Raw genomic sequence first — 18,761 nt, forward strand, 5'->3', positions numbered from 1 at the left:
ACGGCGGCTCCGGCGAGGCCCTCAGGCCAGGTGACCGCCGATCCTCGTGTGGCCGCGCAGCAGGTCGCGGGAGATGATCAGCCGCTGCATCTCGTCGGTGCCCTCGAAGATCCGGTACAGCCGGACCTGCCGGTACCAGCGCTCGATGGGCAGCTCGCGGGTGTAGCCCATGCCGCCGTGGATCTGCAGCGCCCGGTCCACCACCCGGTTCACCATGCCCGCGCCGTAGAGCTTGCACATCGAGGAGGCGTGCCGCGGGTCCAGGCCCTGGTCGACCGTCCACGCCGCCTTGAGCACCAGCCAACGGGCGGCCTCCAGCTCGGTCTCCGAATCGGCGATCATCCACTGGATGGCCTGGTTGGTGCCGATCTTCGCGCCGAACGTCTCCCGGGTGTTGGCCTGGTCGACGGCCATCTGCAACACCCGCTCGGCGATGCCGATGGCGTGCGAGGGGATGGTGTAGCGGCCCTTGCCGATCCACTCCATCCCGAGCGCGAAGCCCTGCCCCTCCGCGCCGAGGATGTTGCGGTGCGGCACCCGTACGCCGTCGAAGATCAGCGACGCGGGGCCGCCCTCCCCCATGGTCTGGATGAACTCCGACCGCCAGCCCATCTCCCGGTCCACCAGGAACGCGGTGGCGCCGCCGTTGCGGGCGCCCTTCGCCGGGTCGGTCACCGCGATGACGATGGCGAAGTCGGCGTCGTTGCCGTTGGTGATGAAGGTCTTCTCCCCGTCGAGCACCCAGTCGTCGCCGTCGCGGCGGGCGCGCAACCGGATGTTCGCCGCATCCGAGCCGGCGCCCGGCTCGGTGATCGCGAAGCAGGAGATCCGTTCCCCCTCGATGGTCGGGATCAGGAACTCCCGCTTCTGCTCCTCGGTGGCGTGGAAGAGGATGTTGTCCGCCTCGCCGCCGAACCGGAACGGCACGAAGGTACGCCCCAGCTCGGTCCAGATCAGCGACTGCATGACCGCCGGCAGGTCCATCCCGCCGTACTGCTCCGGCGTGGCCAGCCCCCAGAAGCCGAACGTGCGCGCCTTGAGCTGAAGTTCGCGCAGCTCGGACCGGTCCAGGCTGGGCCGGTGGGCGCGCTCGCGGCGCAGCACCTCCTGCTCCAGCGGCATCACCTCACGGGTGATGAAGGCACGCGCGGTTTCCCGGACCGCCCGTTCCTCGTCGGACAGCGCGAAGTCCATCTCTCCTCCGGATCCTCTCGGTCGGGGCACCGCACAGCGCGCGGGAGGTCCCACGGGCCTCAAACTATCGGTGCAAGTTTTAGTTCGTCCAGACCCGGATGTGGCAGAGTCAGCCACGCCCGCCGGCGGCAACCTTCCGCCGGTAGTTTCCGGTGACGTACGTGAGGGGAGCGCGATGGATCTCGCACGGACCGACCTCTACCTCGACGGCCACTGGGTCACCGCGTCCACTGGCGAGGCCATCCCGGTGCAGAACCCGGCGACCGAGGAGATCATCGCGACCGTCCCGGCCGGCACGGCGTCCGACGTCGACCGGGCCGTCGCCGCCGCCCGGGCCGCCTTCCCCGGCTGGGCCGGCACCGCGCCGGGCGACCGGGCGGCCCACCTGGACCGGCTGCACGCCGCGCTGGCCGCCCGGGCCGACGAGATCGCCCGGACCGTCGCCCTGGAGTTGGGCACCCCGCTTAAGGTGGCCACCCGGGTGCAGGCCGGCCTCCCGCTCACCGTTCTGCGCAGCTACGTCGAGCTGGCCGCGCGACCGCCCGCCGAGGAGACCATCGGCAACTCGCTGGTGCTTCACGAGCCGGTCGGCGTGGTCGGCGCGATCACCCCGTGGAACTACCCGCTGCACCAGGTCGTCGCCAAGGTCGCTCCGGCCCTGGCCGCCGGCTGCACCGTGGTGCTCAAACCCAGCGAACTGACCCCGTTGACGGCGTACCTGCTCTTCGACGCGATCGCCGAGGCCGGCCTGCCGCCCGGCGTGGTCAACCTGGTCACCGGCACCGGCCCAGTCGCCGGCGAGGCCCTCGCCGCCCACCCCGACGTCGACATGGTCTCCTTCACCGGCTCCACCGCCACCGGCCGGCGGATCTCCCACCTCGCCGCCGACCGCATCGCCCGGGTCGCACTGGAACTGGGCGGCAAGTCGGCGAACCTGATCCTCGACGACGCCGACCTCGCCACCGCGGTCAAGGTGGGTGTGGGCAACGCCTTCCTCAACTCCGGGCAGACCTGCACCGCCTGGACCCGGATGCTGGTGCACCGGTCCCGCTACGACGAGGCCGTCACCCTCGCCGCGCAGGCCGCCGAGGCGTACCGGCTCGGCGACCCCTTCGACCCGGCCACCCGACTCGGCCCGCTGGTCTCGGCGGCGCAGCGGCAGCGCGTCCGCGACCACATCGCGAAGGGACTGTCCGATGGGGCCCGGCTGGTCGCCGGTGGACCGGACGCCGCGGCGCCGGGCCGGGGCTTCTTCGTCGCCCCCACCGTGATCGCCGACGTCGACCCGGACAGCGCACTGGCGCAGGAGGAGATCTTCGGGCCTGTCCTGTCGGTGCTGCCCGTGGACGACGACGAACACGCCGTCGCGGTGGCCAACAACTCCCAGTACGGGCTGGCCGGCGCGGTCTGGTCCGGCGACCGGGAGCGGGCGCTGCGGGTGGCCCGCGGCATGCGTACCGGCGCGGTCGACATCAACGGCGCCCCGTTCAACCCGCTCGCCCCGTTCGGCGGCTACAAGCAGTCCGGCCTCGGCCGGGAGCTGGGCACCTACGGCCTGGACGAGTTCCGCCAGACCAAGACCATCCAGCGATGAGGGCCCTGGTCGCCCGGGCCGCCGGCGCGCCGCTGCGGGTCGAGGACGTCGAACTGCCGCCCCCCGGCCCGGGCGAGGTACGGGTCGACATCCGGGCCGCCGGGGTCTGCCACTCCGACCTGTCCATGGTCAACGGCACCCTCGCGCCGCCGTACCCGCTGGTGCTCGGGCACGAGGCGGCGGGCGTGGTGGCCGCGGTCGGTGGCGGCGTCACCCGGGTCTCCCCCGGCGCCCACGTCGTGCTGAACTGGGCGCCACCGTGCCGTACGTGCTGGTACTGCGGGCACGGCGAGCCGTGGCTCTGCGAACGCGGCGGCGCGCCCGCCACCGCCCGCGGCCGCACCCCGGCCGGCGAGCCGCTGCACGTCACCCTCGGCCTCGGCGCCCTCGCCGAACAGGTGGTGGTGCCGGAGCAGGCGGTGATCCCGGTCCCGGCCGAACTGCCCTTCGAGGCCGCCGCGCTGCTCGGCTGCGCCGTGCTCACCGGCGTCGGCGCGGTCCGCCGCACCGCCGGCGTCGCCGCCGGCGACTCGGTCGCCGTGATCGGGCTCGGCGGGGTGGGCCTGTCGGTGGTCACCGCCGCCCGGGCAGCCGGCGCCGACCCGGTGCTCGCCGTCGACGTGTCGCCGGCCAAGGCGAAGCTGGCCGCCGCCGCGGGCGCCACCGACTTCCTGCTCGCCGACGAGTCCGTCAACCGGGCGGTCCGCGCGCGCACCGGCGGCCGGGGCGTCGACCACGCCCTGGAGTGCGTCGGGCGCAGCGAGACGATCCGCACCGCCTGGCGGGCCACCCGCCGGGGCGGGCAGGTCACCGTGGTCGGCATGGGCGCCAAGGACGACATCGTCGGCCTGAGCGCCCTGGACATCTTCCACTCGGCCCGTACGCTGCGCTCCTCGGTCTACGGATCGTCCGATCCGGACCGGGACGTGCCCGAACTGGCCCGGGCCGTACTCGACGGCACCCTCGACCTGGCTCCTCTGATCACGGACCGGACCACGCTGGACGGCGCCGCCGCGGGCTTCGACCGGATGGCCCGCGGCGAGGGCGCCCGCACCGTCGTCCTGCCCTGAGGGCGACCGGCGCGGGCGTATTTCACGTGCGGTCCCGACCGGGACCGCTCTACCATCCGGCCCGTGACTCTGGAGATCGTGAGCCTGGCCGACCGTCCCGACCTCGCGCCGCTGCTGACCAACGCCGACTTCGACGGGGCGTGGCCGACCTTCATGCTCCAGGACATGATGAGCTCGGTGTACTACGGGGTCGCCGACGACGTCTACCCCGACCTGGTGCTCGCCGCGATCGACCCGACCGAACCGGGACGGGCCGTGGCCCGCGGGTACGCCGTGCCCGTGCACTGGCCGGAGCCGGACCTGCCCGAGGGCGGCTGGGACCGGATGATCCAGCGGTCCACCGTCGACCGCCACCTCGGACGGCAACCGACGATGGCCTCGGCGCTGGAGATCACCATCCGCCCCGACCGGCGCGGCGGCGGCGTGTCCGCGCTGATGCTGGACGCCATGCGGACCGCGGTCGCCAAGCGCGGCCTCGACACCCTCGTGGCGCCGGTCCGCCCGAGCGGCAAGCACACCCAGCCGGACCTGCCCACGGCCGAGTACGCGGCCCAGGTCCGCGCGGACGGCCTGCCGGTGGACCCGTGGCTGCGGGTGCACGTACGGGCCGGTGGGCGGATCGAGCGCGTCGCCACCCGGTCGATGACCATCACCGGCACCCTCGCAGAATGGCGGCGCTGGACGGGCCTGCCGTTCGACACCAGCGGGCCGGTGCACGTGCCGGGCGCGCTGGTGCCGGTGCTCTGCGACGTCGCGCACGACTACGCCGTCTACGTCGAGCCGAACGTCTGGGTGCGGCACCGGCTGTAACGAGCCCCGACTGGCGCGAACTCCACAACCGCCGGCGACGGCGCGGACCGACGCCGTGCGAAAACCGACGCGTCATCGGCCGAACACTGGCGGTGATAACCTTCGATACTGTCGATGCATGCGCCAGTGTCGAGAACAAGTCACAAGACACCGATCAGGTCCACGATGGAACTCGACGACGGGGACGGCGCGCGGAGCGGGGCGGCCCTCGTCGGCCCAGGCCGAGTGAGCCGGCCGTGTCCACTGAGGTCCTCGCCGTTCTGCGGCTCGCGCCGCTGGCGGCCGGGTGGCCGAGCGTGTACCGGTTCGTGCGGCGCGAGGTCGACCAGATCGTCGAGGTCTTCGACCGGACGGTGCGGCCGATCGTCGACCGGAGCATCGATGGCACCCGCCGGCAGCAGGAGGTCGCACGGATCCTGCTCGGCACCAGCGTCAAGGTCAGCCTCGCGATGTCCGGGTACGCGCAGGCCACCGGGATCGCGTTCCAGGCCGACCGCGCCGTACTGGGCAGCTCCTTCACCCGCGTGTACGACGACCTGTTCGACAACTTCCGCAGCCCTCGGCTCGACGAACGGCTGACGGTCCTGTTCGAGGGCGGCCGCTTTCAGCCGCAGTCGGACGCCGAGGCACTGCTCCTGGCGCTGTACGACAGCATCGATGCGGCGCTGCGGCACCAGAACGCCGAGCCGGTCTACGCCGCCCTGCGCCGGATGCACCAGTTCCAGATCCAGTCGCGGCGCCAACGAGGCTCCGTCGTCGGCGGGCCGGACCTGCGCCGGATCACCCGCGGCAAGGGCGGGCTCGGCACGACAGCACTGTTCGGGCTGCTCCGCCCGGCGCTGCCGCCGGACGAACACCGGCTGCTCATGGAACTCGGCGACGTCCTGCAGGTCCTGGACGACTACCACGACGTCGCCCTGGACCGCTCCGCCGGCGTCAGCACCGAGGTCACCCTGGGTACGGTCACGCTCATCGAGACCAGCCGACAGATCGGGTGGCTGCACCGGGAGTTCCGCCGGCAGCACCCGCGGTGCTGCCGCGACCGGCTGTTCGGCATGTTGTTCATGATGCTGGCGCGGGCCCTGCTCCATCACCTGGTCGACCAGCGCCGGCACCGCCCAGGCGCCCCGCCCCGGGGCGGAGGGCCGCCCTCGGGACCCGACCCGGGCGAGCGTCAGGCCCACCGGTTGCTGTTCCGGCCGGCCGGCAACATCTTCCCGGCCGAGAGCGCCCCGACCAGCGGAACCGGCTGATTGTGCGCATCATGCCAGCTTGGCGTTCTCACGTTCGGTCCCGCCACGGTGGCGGCCGGTACAGTGACCGCGGAGGGCGTACCCGCCTGGCGGCCGCCCCCGCGACACGAACTGCCGGGCGGACGACGCGTGCCGCCCCGGCCGAGCCGCAGACGGCGGCGACAGTGCGGGCAGGACGCCGGGGAGAGGCGGCAGGCGGTGCGGACGACAGAGGTGGTGCTGACCGACCCGGGCAGCACGCGGCCGGAGGTTCCGATACCTCCGGCACCGCTGGCCGGCCCCGCCCGGTTGTTGCGGCGGCTCACCGTGGGTCCCGGCTGGTCGACCTTCGAGCGGGCCCGCAACGTCACCCTGGGCTGGCTGGGGGCCGCCGTGCTGGCCGTGATCGCCAGCCGTCTGCTGGTCCACGACGCACCGGCGACCGGCGTCGCCATCGCCCTGGTCGCGTACACGATCGTGCGCGCCGCGGCGCTGGTGGTCGTCGAGCGGCGGCAGTACGCCTTCGAGTGGGGGTGGCTCGACGACCAGTCACGCCGGCTGCGGCGCCATCCCTTCGAGGTGGTCACGGTCCGGGTGCAGGTGGCCGGCGACAAGTCGGCCTCCGGCATCCGCGCCGTCGACCTGACCAACCCGTCCGACGTCGCCTGGCTGCTCGAACAGCAGGCCGCCGCCGGCGCCGACGGCCCCTTGCACGCCCGCATCGAATTTGGCTACTGGGAGACCGGTGGCTCCGGTCGGAGCAGCGACAGCGTGCGGAGGCGCCTGGCGGACCTGCAGGTCCACCCCGTGGACGCGCCGATCACCCGGGCGCGCATCCGATTCCCTCGGGCCCGGTATGTCACGGTCACCGGCGCCGGCGGGTCGGGCGGCTGCTGGCCCGGCCGCGTCGCACACTGGTCCCTGGTCGGTCCGGTGCAGCTCACCACCGCCCGGGCGGCGTAGCGGACCCCGCCGGCCGCCCGGGTCACCCCTGGATCGCCGTCTCCGGCTCGGGTGCTTCGAGGGCCGCCGACGGGGGCCGCACCAGCCGTTCCTGAAGCAACGCGTGCCGGAACTGGAAGACCGGTCCCACCTGGCGCAGCACGCCGAGTTTGTGCGCGTCCTGGAGGAACGTCATGAGCCGCAGCGGGGTCCGGCCACGGTGGCTGAGCCAGAGCCGGGCCAGCACGAACTGCGCCCACGCGCTGGTGGTGTAGACCATCATCCCGAGACCGGCGGCCCCGAGCAGCAGTCCGACGCCGGCACCGAGCAGCCCTTCCGCCATGGGGTCGAGGTGGAAGATCAACCCGTACTGCTCGGCGCCGACGACACCACCCAGGAAACCGCCGACCAGCGCGCCGGCCGTTCCCCCCAACGCGGCGCCGTAGAGCACGGTGCTGCGGTCACTGCGCAGCACGTTGCCCGGGCTGGCCGGTTCCTTGGACTCGGTCGGCTCGGTGAACCGACGCACCATGCCGAAGACGAGCCCGAAGAACAGACCGATCAGCACGCCGTATCCGACGCTGAACAGCAGGCCCACGATGAGCCCGCCGACGAGCACCCCGACGATGCCGAAGCCGATGTCCCGCACCAGGAACTCCGGCGCCAACTCCGCGCGGCGGAAAATCCGGGGTACAAACCGTCGCGGCTTCTTGTCCCGCAACCTGCCCATTGGAAGGGCGGCGAAGAAGCCGACCAGCAGGCCGAACGCCAGCCCGAACCGGGGCCGACCGAACAGCCCGAACATCATCCAGCCCAGCAGGGCGCAACCCACCGTGCCCACGGTGATCCGCACGACCCGCGAGACGGGACGGGGCACCGCCCGCTGCAGCTGCCACCACGCGAGGTCGCGGGTCCCCAGGGTCTGCAGGTGGACGGCCAGGAAGACCAGCGCCCGCTGGGCGACGGCCGGGTCCCACCGACGCGACACCCGGGTCGGGCTGGGCACCGCCCGGTGCGGGCGGGTACGGAACACGGTGGGGATGAACCGGTCGAGGAGATACTCCTCCACGTCGTGCTGCCGGGGGAACCGGCGCCGGTCGAGCAGCTCCCGGGGCGACACGTCCTCGGCCTCGTAGACCGTGCGGGCCAACGCGAGCATCAGCGGGTTGGTGAGCGTCAGCGCGAGATCGTCCGACGGGTGCGCGACCAGCTCCGCCAGGACCGGCTCCCACTCCTCCAGCCGGGCGTCGGCGGTGGCGTCGAGCAGGAAGTTCGCCGCTGCCTGGGGCTCCAGCGGCCGTAGGCGCACGACCAGCACGCCGACCAGCAGGTTCTGCGCGTTGGCCGCCAGGAACTCCTCGGTGCGGCAGGTCAGCACGAACGGCCGGTCGGCGGACCAGTCGTCGTCGAGCGCGCGCAACGCGACAGGCCGCAGCTCGGGCGGCATCTCGTCGAGACCGTCCAGGATGGGCAACACCAGCCGCTGGGTGACCATTTCGCGGGTGGCGCCCGCACCGAATCGGGCCTCGTTGCCGAGGAACGGGTAGTCCTCCGTCAACCGGCGGACCAGCCAGTCGTCGAGGTTCTCGCTCGGATCCCAAGTGGCGATCTGCAACAGCACCGGCACCCGCCCGGACGCTTCCTTCAGCAGGTCCAGCAGGAGGATGACACACAGACCGGTCTTGCCCGACCCCGGTTCGCCGATGACCACCATCGGACGGGGCTGCCCGACGAACTCGTCGATCAACCGCGGTAATTGCCCGGCCGGCGGGAGCCGTACCCGGTCGTTCGGCCGGTCGGCCACCTCCCAGCGGACCGGCATCTGGCGCGCCTCCTGGAGCTGGCGGCGGCGCGCCTCCTCGTCCCATTGCTTGCGCACCTCGATGGCGAGCACCTGCACCGCCCGGTCGACCTGCTCCGGCGTGCTGTGCCGGCCCGGGGCAGACCAGCTCAACGGTCCGACCTTCAGCACGGGCAGCAGGGCGACCAGAGTGGACACGATCGTCAGGACGGTGGTCAGGTTGGAGCTGCCGAACCGCATCCACGCCCCGGCGATGACGGCGGCCAGCACGAGCCAGAGAAGCAACGGATACGCCGTCCTGCGTCGCCACATGTTCGCCATCGGCTCCCCGGTCGTCCTACCGTGCGCACCGCTTCGACGGGGTCGCGAGACCCTTGAGGGCACTACGAAGCGTGCCACGTCGGGCGCGGGTGGTAAAGGCAGCCGCTCAGCCGGCGTCGACCCGCCGTGAGCCCGGGAGGCCGTCGACCAGCAGGACGACGCCCTCGGTGGCGGCCTCCCGGTCACCGGAGATCTCCCGGTATTCGGCGGAGTTCGACCACCGCTCGAAGTCCTCCTGGCGATCGAACGACATCACAATCACCTTCTGGTACGACCAGGCCCCCTCCACCACCTCGGGGGACTCGTCGGCGGCGAGCAGCCGGCCGCCGTAGCGGGAGAGGACCGGCCGGAACCCGGCGGCGTACCGGTCGTAGCGCGCCCGGTCGTGGATGGCGATATGCGCGAGGGCGAAGACGGTCACCGCCTCATGTCACTCGTGGGTAAGCGTGTCGGGTGCCGCCGGTCGGCAATCCGTCAAGCGGCCATCCGCCCTGCCGCAACGACTTTGACCTGCGGATACTGTGGATAGAGGCGCGTGTCGCCCACGTCGGACGGCGCACCCGACGACTGGAGGCCGATCATGTCCACCGAGACCGTCGCCCCGCCCGCCGGCGCCGGCAGCGAGCAGGCTACGCAATCGGATGCTGGGCCTGTCCGTCTTCGCGCTGGTCGCCGAGACGCTGATGGTGCTCGTGCAGTGGCGCAGCCGGGACGTGCGACTGCTCAGGGCGCCCACCGACGCGGCCGGCGTGCCGGCGTGGCGGCTGCTGTTCTTCGTCCTGATCGCCGGCGCACTGGGCGCGTTCATCAGCGCCCTCCCCTCGATGATCACGTCGCCCTCGGGTGGCCTGCCGTACAAGCTGCCGTTCCAGCAACGGCTGCTGAAGCTCGCGATCGGTCCACTGGTCGCGGTCGTCGGGATCATGCTGGTGATCGGCGGCCTGGTGGAGACCACGGTGAACAGCACCGCCGCGCTGCTGGGGATCGCGATCGTCTTCGGCGCCGGCCAGCAGGCGGTCACCGCGTTCGCCGACCGCCGGGCGTCGGAACTGCTCAGCCCCGTCACGAAGCGCTGACCGGCCGCCCGGCGAGCCGCTGCCGAGCGACGGTGGGCTGGGTAGCCTGGAGCCCATGATCTTCATCACCGCCAAGTTCCGCGTACGTCCCGAGGACGCCGACCGGTGGCCGCAGATCGCCGCCGCGTTCACCGAGGCCACCCGGGCCGAGCCCGGCTGTCTCTGGTTCGACTGGTCCCGCAGCCTTGACGACCCGAACGAGTACGTCCTGGTCGAGGCGTTCCGGGACGACGAGGCCGGCGCCGCGCACGTGCAGTCGGAGCACTTCCGCGAGGCGCAGCGCACCCTCCCGCTGCACCTGGCCGAGACGCCCCGGATCGTGAACGTCACCGTGCCCCAGCAGGACTGGTCGCTGCTCGGCGAGATGGCGGTCGCGGAGGAAGGCTGAGCGAGGCCACGCGACGTCGTCGCCGCAGGGCGGTCAGCGCTCCGCGTACACGAGGTCCATGGTGTCCGTGCGGCCGGACCAGCGCAGCACGAGATGCCAGCAGCCGGCCTGCGGCATGTCGACGGTCGACGGGCCGGGGCCGCCCGCCACCTCGCGGGTGACCCGGGTGTCGGTGCCGTCCAGCGTCGCAGTGATCACCAGGGTGGCGGACGCGGTCGGGTCGGGTGACACGGTGGCCGGCCGGGACACCCAGAGGATCTTGTTGGTCGGGCCGTCGGCCCGGCCGTGGGTGAGCGGTTGACCGAACAGCACCGCCACGATGCCGCCCTTCGCCCCGAAGACGTGCGGCACCCGGGTGTCCCCGTGGAAGCCGGTGTCCGCCCAGTCCGGCAGCGGTCCGGTCTCGATCCGGGAGTGGCAGCCTGTCGCCGCGGTCGCCGTGCCGGCCGGCGTGGCCGGCGTGGCCGAGGTGGCCGGCCGGCTCCCGGCCGTGCATCCGGCCAGCAGGACCACCGACGCCAGCACCACCCTGCCCCTGGAACCCATCCGACACCCCCCGATCGACGTGACGACTCACCAGCAGGACACCGGCCGGGGCGGACCGGTTCCCGTCAACGCAGCGAGTTCGCGATCGCGATCGCCCCGTCCCGGGTGAGGTCGCCCTCCAGCCGGTAGCTCACCCCGGCCTCCTCCCAGATCAGGGTCGCGGCGGCGAGCCGTGCGGTCTCCACCCGGACCGTCCCGCCGCGATCCACATACGCCAGCGCGTGCGGGCGGCCGATCCACACCGCGAAGCCGCCGTCGACCTGGGTCCACTCCACGTCCGGGCCGGCGGCCTGCTTCTGGAACACCGGGTCCAAGCGGCCGTCGAAGGCGTCCAGGCGCAGCGTCCCGCCCCGGTAGAGCAGCGTGGCCACCCGGTAGGTGCCCGTGCCGTCGGCGTCGGCGACCAGCACCCGATCGGGCGGGCCCAGCGCCGCCGGCACCTTGATGGGGAAGCGCACCTTCCGCTGCGCCTCGTCGAGGGCGACGGGCCGCTGCGCCGGCAACGGCGACGGGGTGCCGGAGGGCAGCACCGGCGCCGGCGACGTACCGATGACGATCCCGGAGAAGCGCAGCAGCCCGGCCACGGCGTCGGCGAGGGCGGCCCGCCCGGGCGGCAGCACCGCGACGAGCAGCGCGGCCAGCGCGACGGCCAGCCAGTAGCGCCAGCGGCGGCGCCGCGCGGCGGGCGAGGCCAGGCGGGCACGGACCCGGCTGGTCACGTCCGGGGGCGGGGGCGTCTCCAGCCACGGGGCGAGGTCCCGCAGGTCCCGCTCGAGGTCATCCACGGTGCACCACCTCGCGGTCGAGCAGGCCGCGCAGCTTCGCCAACGCCCGGTACGTCCGCGACTTCACCGTGCCCCGGGGCAGCCCCAGCATGGTCACCGTCTCGTCCTCGCTCAGGTCGAGAAAGTACCGGCAGACGATCACCTCACGGTCCTTGACCGGCAACCGGCGCAGCGCCTCCACCAGCGCGGCGCGCCGCTCGGCGGCGAGGACGGCGCCGAGCGCGTCGTCCTCGGCCAGCTCGGACCCCGGGTCCGCCACCGCGGCCCGCAGCACCAACCCGTCCCGCCGGCTGCGCGACCGGTGCAGGTTGCGGGTCTCGTTGGCGACGATGGCGAGCAGCCACGACCGAAAGGACGACTCGCCCCGGTAGCGGGAAAGCTTGCGGTATCCCTTCACGAACGCCTCCTGGATGACGTCCTCCGCGTCCGGCCCGGCGCCGAGCAGCACCGCCGTCCGGTACGCGGACGCGGTGTGCCGGGCGACCAGGAGGTCGTACGCCTCCAGGTCACCGGCCCGTGCGCGGGTGACAAGCTCGTCGTCGTCCAGGGGGAACCTCCGGTCGGCTCACCCCTCATGACACCGCCCGCGCCGAGCGGGTTCCACCTCCGGAAGGAGGAACTTCCCCACCGTCCACGGTGTCACCGGAACATGACGCCCACCACGATCTCGCGGCGCACGATGCTGACCCTGCTCGCCGGCGCCGGCGCCGCCACGCTGACCGGCTGCAAACCCACCCGGTCGTCGACCGCGGCACCCGCGGTGACGATCCCCGACGCGCTGCTCGTCGAGGTCGGCGACGACCTCGGCGTCCTGCGCGGCGGCGAGCGGCAGACCATCCCGCGGGCGATCGCCAGCGCGGACGGGCTCGTGGCCTACGCGACCACGCCCGCCGGTCCGGACACCGCGCTGTGGCGGGTCGACACCGCCACCGGCCGCGCCACCGAGCGGGTCCGGCTGCCCGGGCGCTGGGTGCCGCAGTGCGTCTCGGCCACCAACATCCTGATCGCGCTCACCCCGAACCGGCAGGACGTCACCGGCGGACGCCCGGCCGGCCGGACAGTCACCCCGGTGCTGATCGCCGATGCCACCGGGGTCCGGTACCGGCTGGACCTGCCGGGCAACGTCGTTCCGGAGGCGTTCACCGCGGACCTGACCGGGCTGTTCGTCCTCGACTGGCTCCCCCCGGCGGCGCCGGACCGCTACCGCGTCCGCGTCGTCGACCTCGCCACCGGGAGGCCCGGCCCGCTCTCCACCCGCGACAAGTCGCCGATCCCGCCCGGCGCCGAGGAGGAGATGCGCGGCGACGGACGCCAGGCGGTGCTCGCCCCCGACCGGGCCACCCTCTACACCCTCTACACCCACCAGCCGGACCACCGGCACACCCGCGACCTGGTCAGCGGACGGCCGGGCAACGCGCACGCGTTCGTGCACACGCTCAGCCTCGACGCCCGGTGGGCATACTGCATCGACCTGCCGCACCCGTTCGGGGAAGGGGACGCCGCCGGCCACGCCGTCGCGATCAGCCCCGACGGGCGGAGCCTCTACGTCACCGACGGCGCGTCGGGCACCGTCGCGGAGATCTCCACCGAGGAACTGACGGTACGCCGGACGGTCACCCACGCCCGCGTCGCCGGCACCGCCCACACCGCCACCGACGGCGGCCGCCTGTTCATCGGCGCCGGCCCGACGGTACGCGTGCTCGACCGGGCCAGCCTCGCCCGCACCGGCGAGTGGCAGGTCCCCGAGCCGGTCTGCGGCCTCGTGCCCGGCCGCGACGGCAGCCGCCTCTACCTGGGCCGGGCCAACGCGGTGAGCTGGCACGACCCGGCCACCGGCGCGGAACTCGGCCGCGTGGCCGTACCCGGTCTGGTCGCGATGCACGGCATCGCGGGGCAAGGGTGACCCCGCTCCAACCGACACCGGAACCGCTCGGGGCGGTGCCCGGCGACCGCCTCGGCTAGGGTCGGCCGGATGACCGAGCCCGCCTACCTGACCGCGGCCCGGGAGTCGTACGACCGGGTCGCCGAGGACTACATGACGATCGTGCCGCCCCGGTTCGCGGAGGATGCGTTGGGCCGCGGGATGCTGGCGGCGTTCGCCGAACTCGTCCCGGCCCAGGACGGTCGGCCGGTCGCCGATCTGGGGTGCGGCCCCGGCCACGTCACCGCCCACCTGGCCGCGCTCGGCCTGCCGGTCTTCGGCGTCGACCTGTCACCACAGATGGTGGAGATCGCCCGCCGGACGTACCCGGCCCTGCGGTTCGAGGTCGGGTCCATGACCGCGCTGGACGTGCCCGACGGCCACCTGGCCGGCATCGTCGCCTGGTGGTCAATCTTCCACCTGCCGCCGGAGGTGCTGCCGGCGGTCTTCGCCCGCTTCCGGCGCGCCCTGGCCCCCGGCGGCCTCCTACTGCTGGGGTTCCACGTCGGCGACGAGCACCTGCGTCCCGAGCGGGCGTACGGGCACCCCGTCTCCTACGACGCCTATCTGCTGGCCCCGGATGAGATCGCCGAGCTGCTGCGCGACGCCGGGATGGTCGTCACCGCGCGGCAGATCCAGGAACCCGACGGGCGGCTGAAGCGGCCGCAGGCCTGCCTCCTGGCCCGCAGGCCCGGTACGACGGAATGACGGCGGTTCAGCTCTGGTAGAGGTCGAGGTAGTTGCCGCTCGGGTCGATCACGCAGGAGGATCTCGGCTTCCACGGCCGCTCGACGGGCGGATACAGCTCGCTCGCCCGCCGTCCAGCGCCCGCTGGTGGGCCGCGTCGAGATCCTCGCCGAGGAGGCCGAACCGGAGAGTCAAGCCCTGCCCACCTGTTCGGTGGCCGGCCCGGGCCGGCCATCGGCTCCGCCCGGGCCGGTCGCGCTTCAGTACTTACTGGTGCACGCGGAGCCGGTGGGGTTGTTGTTGACCTCGTCGGCTTCACTCTCGTACCAGGTGACGCAGGCCTGCGCGAGGAGCCCGGCATCGTTGACCATCGCCGTCCACGACCCGGCGAAGGGCTCGTAGCTGTACGTCTTCCGCAGCGATCCACTGGTGTAGTAGCTCTTGATCTGAGTCGTGTGGTAGTGGTAGGACCCGGTGTACCTGGCCCACGCGGTGCGGCACCACGGGCTGTACCGCAGCTCGACGTTGGTCGCCGTCGCCACCGTCTTCGCGTCCATGTAGCAGTACCCGGCGTAACCGTCGACCGTCGCCACGTACGTCTGCGGATCCTTCCCGTCACAGGAACTGCCGCAGCCACTGGTCGCGGCGAGCGCGCCCGTCGGCGCGGTCGACACACCGACGGCCATGCCCACCAGCGCTGCCGCCAGGGCCAACAGTGCCCTGCGGCCACCGCGCCGACCGTTTCCGATGCTCATTGTCCCAACCGTCCCCTCTGCCGACCGTGTTGCCGGTCGGTAGCCGAATCTGATGCGCGGGAACCGTAGGACCGGCGGCCATCGATCTGCCATCACGGCGTCATCGGCCACCCATCGCCGCCGCCGGCGCGAGTGCCGCAGCACCACGAACGCCACCGCAGCCGGGCGGCACATCCATGATCTTGAGAGGCGGGGGCGCCGTCGCACCCCGGCCCTTCCGGCCGCCGGGCAGAGGTGGACAGGGTTCCGGTACGCCCGGCGGACCGTCGTCGACAGGCCTACAGTGTCTGCATGGGGGAACCGCTGGCCGCGTTGATGGCGGGAATGGCCGCCGTCGCGGTGCTGGCCGGCCCCACGCCGACGGCGTCGGTCGACGCGACGCCGGTGCTGACCACCACCCCGTTCGGCGCGCTGCCCGGGCAGCAGGTCACCCACACGGTCACCATCTCCGGTACGGCGGCCCTGACCGCCGGCCGGATCACCTTCACCACCACGGCCGAGCTGGAGGACATCACCGCCCGCGCCGAACCCGGCCGGTGCTCGGTGTCCAGCCGTACCGTGGTCTGCGACCTCGGCGACGTGCGGCTGGCCTCCGGTGCGGCGGCGCCCCGGGTCACGATCACCGGCCGCATCCGCGACGGCGCGGCGCCGGGCGGGTTGGTCCGCAACCGGGTCACCCTCACCTCGGCGGAGTTCGCCGACGACGACGCCCAGGTGGCCAGCAACGCGTACCTGCTGCCGGGAGCGACCCCGACCAGCGCTACGGCGGCGTCGCTGCAGGCGGTCGCCCCCGAACCGCCACATCGGCGGTCGACGCTGGCCGTGGCCCTGTCGGCGCTGGGGGCCGCTGTTCTCGTGGTGGGCGTGGCGGTGCTCGCCCGTCGGCGCCGGCGCCCGGGAGCCGGCCCGCCCCAGGTGCCACCGCCTGTTGCGGCCGGGGGGCCGGATCCGATGTAGCAGTTGAGGGCATCGGCAGCAGGAGTGTGCGGCATGGGGCGACGGCGACGGCGGGCGACGCTGACAGCGGGAACCGTGGCGGCGACGCTGACGATGACCGCGCTGGCCCTGCCGGCCTCACCGGACCGCGCGGCGGCCGGCACCCTGGGCCCGCTCCCCCTGCCCAGCCCGTCGTTGTCCCTGTCGCTGCCGCCGCTGCCGCTCCCCTCGCCCACGTCTTCCCTGGTCAAGCCATCGTCGCTGCCGCCGCTCCCGCCGCCGATCGTGCCGTCACCGACCTCCGGACCGACGAGCCGGCCCACCGCGCCGACCACCACGAACCCGTCGACCGCTGGCGGCGCACCCCCGTCCCCCGGCCCGGACTCCCCGGCCGACCCGCTGATCAGCCCGGGCTCCGCCGCCGCGCTGATCAGCGCCGACCCCGGTGCGGACCTCTACCCGCAGCCGCCCGTCGACGCCGCCGCCACGCCCCAGGCCCGCCGGGTCGCCCGGCTGACCGAGGTCGAGCACCGGATCCAGTACCTGCGGAACGTCCTCGCCCGCACCCGCGACGACCTGGCGCGGGCGCAGCGGGATCCGGATCCGGTGCTGCAGTTGCTGACCGCGCTCACCGCCGGTGGGGAACCGGGCGGCGTGCCGGCGATCGCCGGGGCAGACTCCGTGGACCTGGTCGACACGCCCACCGGGCGGGCCGCCGCGTTGTCCGCCGCGTTCGCCTCCGGGCAGGCCGAACTCACCCGGAGGCAGCAGGACGAGACGAGGATCCGGCAGGAGATCGACCGGGCAGCTCGATCCGCCCCGGTCCCGGCCGAGGCCGCAACGCCGGCTCGCGCTGTCACCGCTCGGGGCGGGGCGCGGCTGCTCGGCCGTCCGCTGGCGGGCCGGCTCACCAGCCGGTTCGGCGTCCGGCTCGACCCGTACTACCACGTGTGGCAGCTCCATCCCGGGGTGGATCTCGCCGCCCCGGCCGGGACCCCGATCGTCGCGGCGGCGGACGGCCGGGTCACCCGGGCCGGGTGGTACGGCGGCTACGGCAACTACACCTGCCTCGACCACGGCCGGGCGGACGGCCAGCGCCTCTCCACCTGTTACGGCCACCAGTCGCGGCTGCTGGTGTCACCGGGACAGCGGGTCCGGGCCGGCCAGGTGATCGGGCTGGTCGGCTCGACCGGCGCCTCGACCGGCCCCCACCTGCACTTCGAGGTACGCCTCGGCGGCCGGGCCGTGGACCCGCTGTCCTGGGTCTGACCCGGCCGCCGGCCGCCCTGCGCTCAGTGCGCGGCCACCGCCACGGCGCCCGCCTCCACCCCGGTCAGCCGGGCCCGCCCGACGACGGTGAGCAGCACGGCCATCGCCGCGAGCATCCCGCCGGCCACCACGGAGGCCATCGCCATGCTGCCGGTACCCAGGACGCCGACCAGTGGCGCGGCCACCGCGCCGACGCCGAACTGGACCGCGCCGAGCAGCGCGGCGGCCGTACCCGCCGCCTCGCCGTGCCGGGACAGCGCCAGGGCGGGCGCGTTCGGCAGGGCGAGCCCGGCCGCGGCGAGCACCACCCACAGCGACACCAGGATGGCGGGGAGACCACCGACGCCGGTGGCCGCGAAGGCGACCAGCACCAGGCCGGCCGCGGCACCCATCCCGAGGGCGGTGACCAGGATGCGCTGCGGCGTGTACCGGCGCAGCAGTCGGACGTTCCACTGGGTGGCGCCGATCAGGCCGACCGCGCCGGCGCCGAAGGCCAGCCCGAACTGCTGCTCGTCCAGCCCGTACCGCTGCTGGAAGACGAACGACGAGCCGGACACGTACGCGAACAGCGCCGCCATGGCCAGGCCGGCGACCAGGACGAGCCCGACGAACGTCCGGTCGCGCAGCAGCGCCCGGTAGTCCCGGAGGATGGTGGTGACGCCGCCGTGGCGCCGCCGCGCGGGCGGCAGGGTCTCGGCGAGCCCGAACGCCGCGACCGTGGCCAGCAGGACGCCGAACACCGCGAGCGCGACGAACACGCCGCGCCAGTCCGACCAGCGCAGCAGCCCGCTGCCGAGGGTCGGGGCGAGGACCGGGGCCGCCCCCATCACCAGCATCAGCCGGGAGAACAGCCGGGCGAACGAGGCGCCGCTGAACAGGTCACGGACGACCGCCATGGCCACCACCGAGGCGGCCGCGACACCCAGCCCCTGGAGCACCCGCAGCACGCCGACGACGGCGATGTTCGGCGCGAGGACGCAGAGCACCGAGGCCACGATGTGCAGCGCGATGCCGGCGAGCAGCGGCAGGCGCCGGCCGACCGCGTCCGAGAGCGGCCCGATCAGCAGTTGACCGAGGGCGAGGCCGGCGAGCGTGCCGGTCAGGGTGAGCTGCACGGCCGCGGAGGTGGTGTGCAGGTCGACGGCGATGGCGGGCAGCGCGGGCAGGTACATGTCGATGGTCAGTGGCCCGATCGCGATGAGCGAGCCGAGGACGAGGACGAGCCGCAGCCGTTGCCGGGGGCTCATCAGGTCACCTGGTGTCTCGATCGGCTCGGCGGCGGGGGTCACGTCCGTGGCGGGGATTTCTGCAACGCTCACACCTGGCAGCAAATCGTCGCCGGGTGATCTGATTCCCGGACCAGGAAAAGGTGCGTCAGGTCACACGCCCGCCGACGACCGCGCGCCGCGCCGATCGTTGAACCGATACCCGTTA

Annotated in this window: 19 protein-coding genes; 11 read left to right on the top strand and 8 right to left on the bottom strand. The window is 73.5% G+C overall.

What is annotated here, in order from left to right:
- Window positions 1-21 precede the first annotated feature (21 nt).
- Window positions 22-1,194 (bottom strand): acyl-CoA dehydrogenase family protein, encoded by a 1,173-nt coding sequence (locus ACZ6S5_RS02700; protein ID WP_465997029.1) that lies wholly within the window; start codon window positions 1,192-1,194, stop codon window positions 22-24.
- Window positions 1,195-1,369: 175 nt separating this feature from the next.
- Here ACZ6S5_RS02700 and ACZ6S5_RS02705 point away from each other — a divergent pair, with 175 nt between their 5' ends.
- The 5 genes from ACZ6S5_RS02705 to ACZ6S5_RS02725 all read left to right on the top strand — a co-directional run bounded on the left by ACZ6S5_RS02705 (window position 1,370) and on the right by ACZ6S5_RS02725 (window position 6,863).
- Window positions 1,370-2,788, top strand: coding sequence for an aldehyde dehydrogenase family protein (locus ACZ6S5_RS02705; protein ID WP_465997031.1), 1,419 nt, complete (start codon window positions 1,370-1,372; stop codon window positions 2,786-2,788).
- Entirely contained in the window at window positions 2,785-3,858 is a 1,074-nt protein-coding gene (locus ACZ6S5_RS02710) for an alcohol dehydrogenase catalytic domain-containing protein (RefSeq protein ID WP_465997033.1), read from the top strand. The genes ACZ6S5_RS02705 and ACZ6S5_RS02710 overlap by 4 nt, the downstream gene beginning before the upstream one ends.
- A gap of 63 nt (window positions 3,859-3,921) precedes the next feature.
- On the top strand, window positions 3,922-4,668 hold the full coding sequence (locus tag ACZ6S5_RS02715) for an N-acetyltransferase (RefSeq protein WP_465997035.1): 747 nt from the start codon (window positions 3,922-3,924) through the stop codon (window positions 4,666-4,668).
- Window positions 4,669-4,904: 236 nt separating this feature from the next.
- Window positions 4,905-5,921, top strand: a complete 1,017-nt coding sequence (locus ACZ6S5_RS02720; protein ID WP_465997037.1) for a class 1 isoprenoid biosynthesis enzyme — start codon at window positions 4,905-4,907, stop codon at window positions 5,919-5,921.
- 198 nt (window positions 5,922-6,119) lie between these two features.
- Entirely contained in the window at window positions 6,120-6,863 is a 744-nt protein-coding gene (locus ACZ6S5_RS02725) for a hypothetical protein (protein WP_465997039.1), read from the top strand.
- A gap of 22 nt (window positions 6,864-6,885) precedes the next feature.
- Here ACZ6S5_RS02725 and ACZ6S5_RS02730 read toward each other — a convergent pair whose 3' ends face one another.
- Together ACZ6S5_RS02730 and ACZ6S5_RS02735 are read right to left on the bottom strand one after the other, a co-directional pair.
- Complete coding sequence (locus tag ACZ6S5_RS02730) at window positions 6,886-8,928, bottom strand: hypothetical protein (protein ID WP_465997041.1); 2,043 nt, start codon at window positions 8,926-8,928, stop codon at window positions 6,886-6,888.
- Window positions 8,929-9,070: 142 nt separating this feature from the next.
- A complete protein-coding gene (locus tag ACZ6S5_RS02735; protein ID WP_465997043.1) occupies window positions 9,071-9,385 on the bottom strand; it encodes a DUF1330 domain-containing protein in 315 nt (104 codons plus the stop codon).
- A gap of 220 nt (window positions 9,386-9,605) precedes the next feature.
- Here ACZ6S5_RS02735 and ACZ6S5_RS02740 point away from each other — a divergent pair, with 220 nt between their 5' ends.
- Entirely contained in the window at window positions 9,606-10,040 is a 435-nt protein-coding gene (locus tag ACZ6S5_RS02740; protein ID WP_465997045.1) for a hypothetical protein, read from the top strand.
- A gap of 55 nt (window positions 10,041-10,095) precedes the next feature.
- On the top strand, window positions 10,096-10,428 hold the full coding sequence (locus ACZ6S5_RS02745; protein WP_465997047.1) for a putative quinol monooxygenase: 333 nt from the start codon (window positions 10,096-10,098) through the stop codon (window positions 10,426-10,428).
- Window positions 10,429-10,461: 33 nt separating this feature from the next.
- Here the strand turns inward: ACZ6S5_RS02745 and ACZ6S5_RS02750 are convergent, their stop codons facing one another.
- The 3 genes from ACZ6S5_RS02750 to ACZ6S5_RS02760 all read right to left on the bottom strand — a co-directional run bounded on the left by ACZ6S5_RS02750 (window position 10,462) and on the right by ACZ6S5_RS02760 (window position 12,306).
- Window positions 10,462-10,974 (bottom strand): hypothetical protein, encoded by a 513-nt coding sequence (locus ACZ6S5_RS02750; protein WP_465997049.1) that lies wholly within the window; start codon window positions 10,972-10,974, stop codon window positions 10,462-10,464.
- A gap of 65 nt (window positions 10,975-11,039) precedes the next feature.
- Window positions 11,040-11,759, bottom strand: a complete 720-nt coding sequence (locus tag ACZ6S5_RS02755) for a hypothetical protein (RefSeq protein ID WP_465997051.1) — start codon at window positions 11,757-11,759, stop codon at window positions 11,040-11,042.
- Complete coding sequence (locus tag ACZ6S5_RS02760; RefSeq protein WP_465997414.1) at window positions 11,752-12,306, bottom strand: RNA polymerase sigma factor; 555 nt, start codon at window positions 12,304-12,306, stop codon at window positions 11,752-11,754. The genes ACZ6S5_RS02755 and ACZ6S5_RS02760 overlap by 8 nt, the downstream gene beginning before the upstream one ends.
- A gap of 102 nt (window positions 12,307-12,408) precedes the next feature.
- On the opposite strand from ACZ6S5_RS02760, the gene ACZ6S5_RS02765 reads away from it, so the two are divergent.
- The gene (locus ACZ6S5_RS02765; protein ID WP_465997053.1) at window positions 12,409-13,662 is read left to right on the top strand and encodes a YncE family protein; all 1,254 of its coding nucleotides are present in this window, start codon (window positions 12,409-12,411) and stop codon (window positions 13,660-13,662) included.
- A gap of 69 nt (window positions 13,663-13,731) precedes the next feature.
- Window positions 13,732-14,388 (top strand): methyltransferase domain-containing protein, encoded by a 657-nt coding sequence (locus tag ACZ6S5_RS02770; RefSeq protein ID WP_465997055.1) that lies wholly within the window; start codon window positions 13,732-13,734, stop codon window positions 14,386-14,388.
- Between the two features lie 239 nt (window positions 14,389-14,627).
- Here ACZ6S5_RS02770 and ACZ6S5_RS02775 read toward each other — a convergent pair whose 3' ends face one another.
- A complete protein-coding gene (locus ACZ6S5_RS02775) occupies window positions 14,628-15,122 on the bottom strand; it encodes a DUF2690 domain-containing protein (protein WP_465997057.1) in 495 nt (164 codons plus the stop codon).
- A gap of 291 nt (window positions 15,123-15,413) precedes the next feature.
- Between ACZ6S5_RS02775 and ACZ6S5_RS02780 the strand changes: the two genes are divergently transcribed.
- Window positions 15,414-16,079, top strand: a complete 666-nt coding sequence (locus tag ACZ6S5_RS02780) for a hypothetical protein (protein WP_465997059.1) — start codon at window positions 15,414-15,416, stop codon at window positions 16,077-16,079.
- A gap of 33 nt (window positions 16,080-16,112) precedes the next feature.
- Window positions 16,113-17,327: a M23 family metallopeptidase gene (locus tag ACZ6S5_RS02785; RefSeq protein ID WP_465997061.1), complete on the top strand. Its 1,215-nt coding sequence runs from the start codon at window positions 16,113-16,115 to the stop codon at window positions 17,325-17,327.
- Window positions 17,328-17,350: 23 nt separating this feature from the next.
- Here the strand turns inward: ACZ6S5_RS02785 and ACZ6S5_RS02790 are convergent, their stop codons facing one another.
- A complete protein-coding gene (locus ACZ6S5_RS02790; protein WP_465997063.1) occupies window positions 17,351-18,646 on the bottom strand; it encodes a multidrug effflux MFS transporter in 1,296 nt (431 codons plus the stop codon).
- Window positions 18,647-18,761 lie beyond the last annotated feature (115 nt).

This window comes from Micromonospora sp. NPDC051924 (assembly GCF_055586005.1).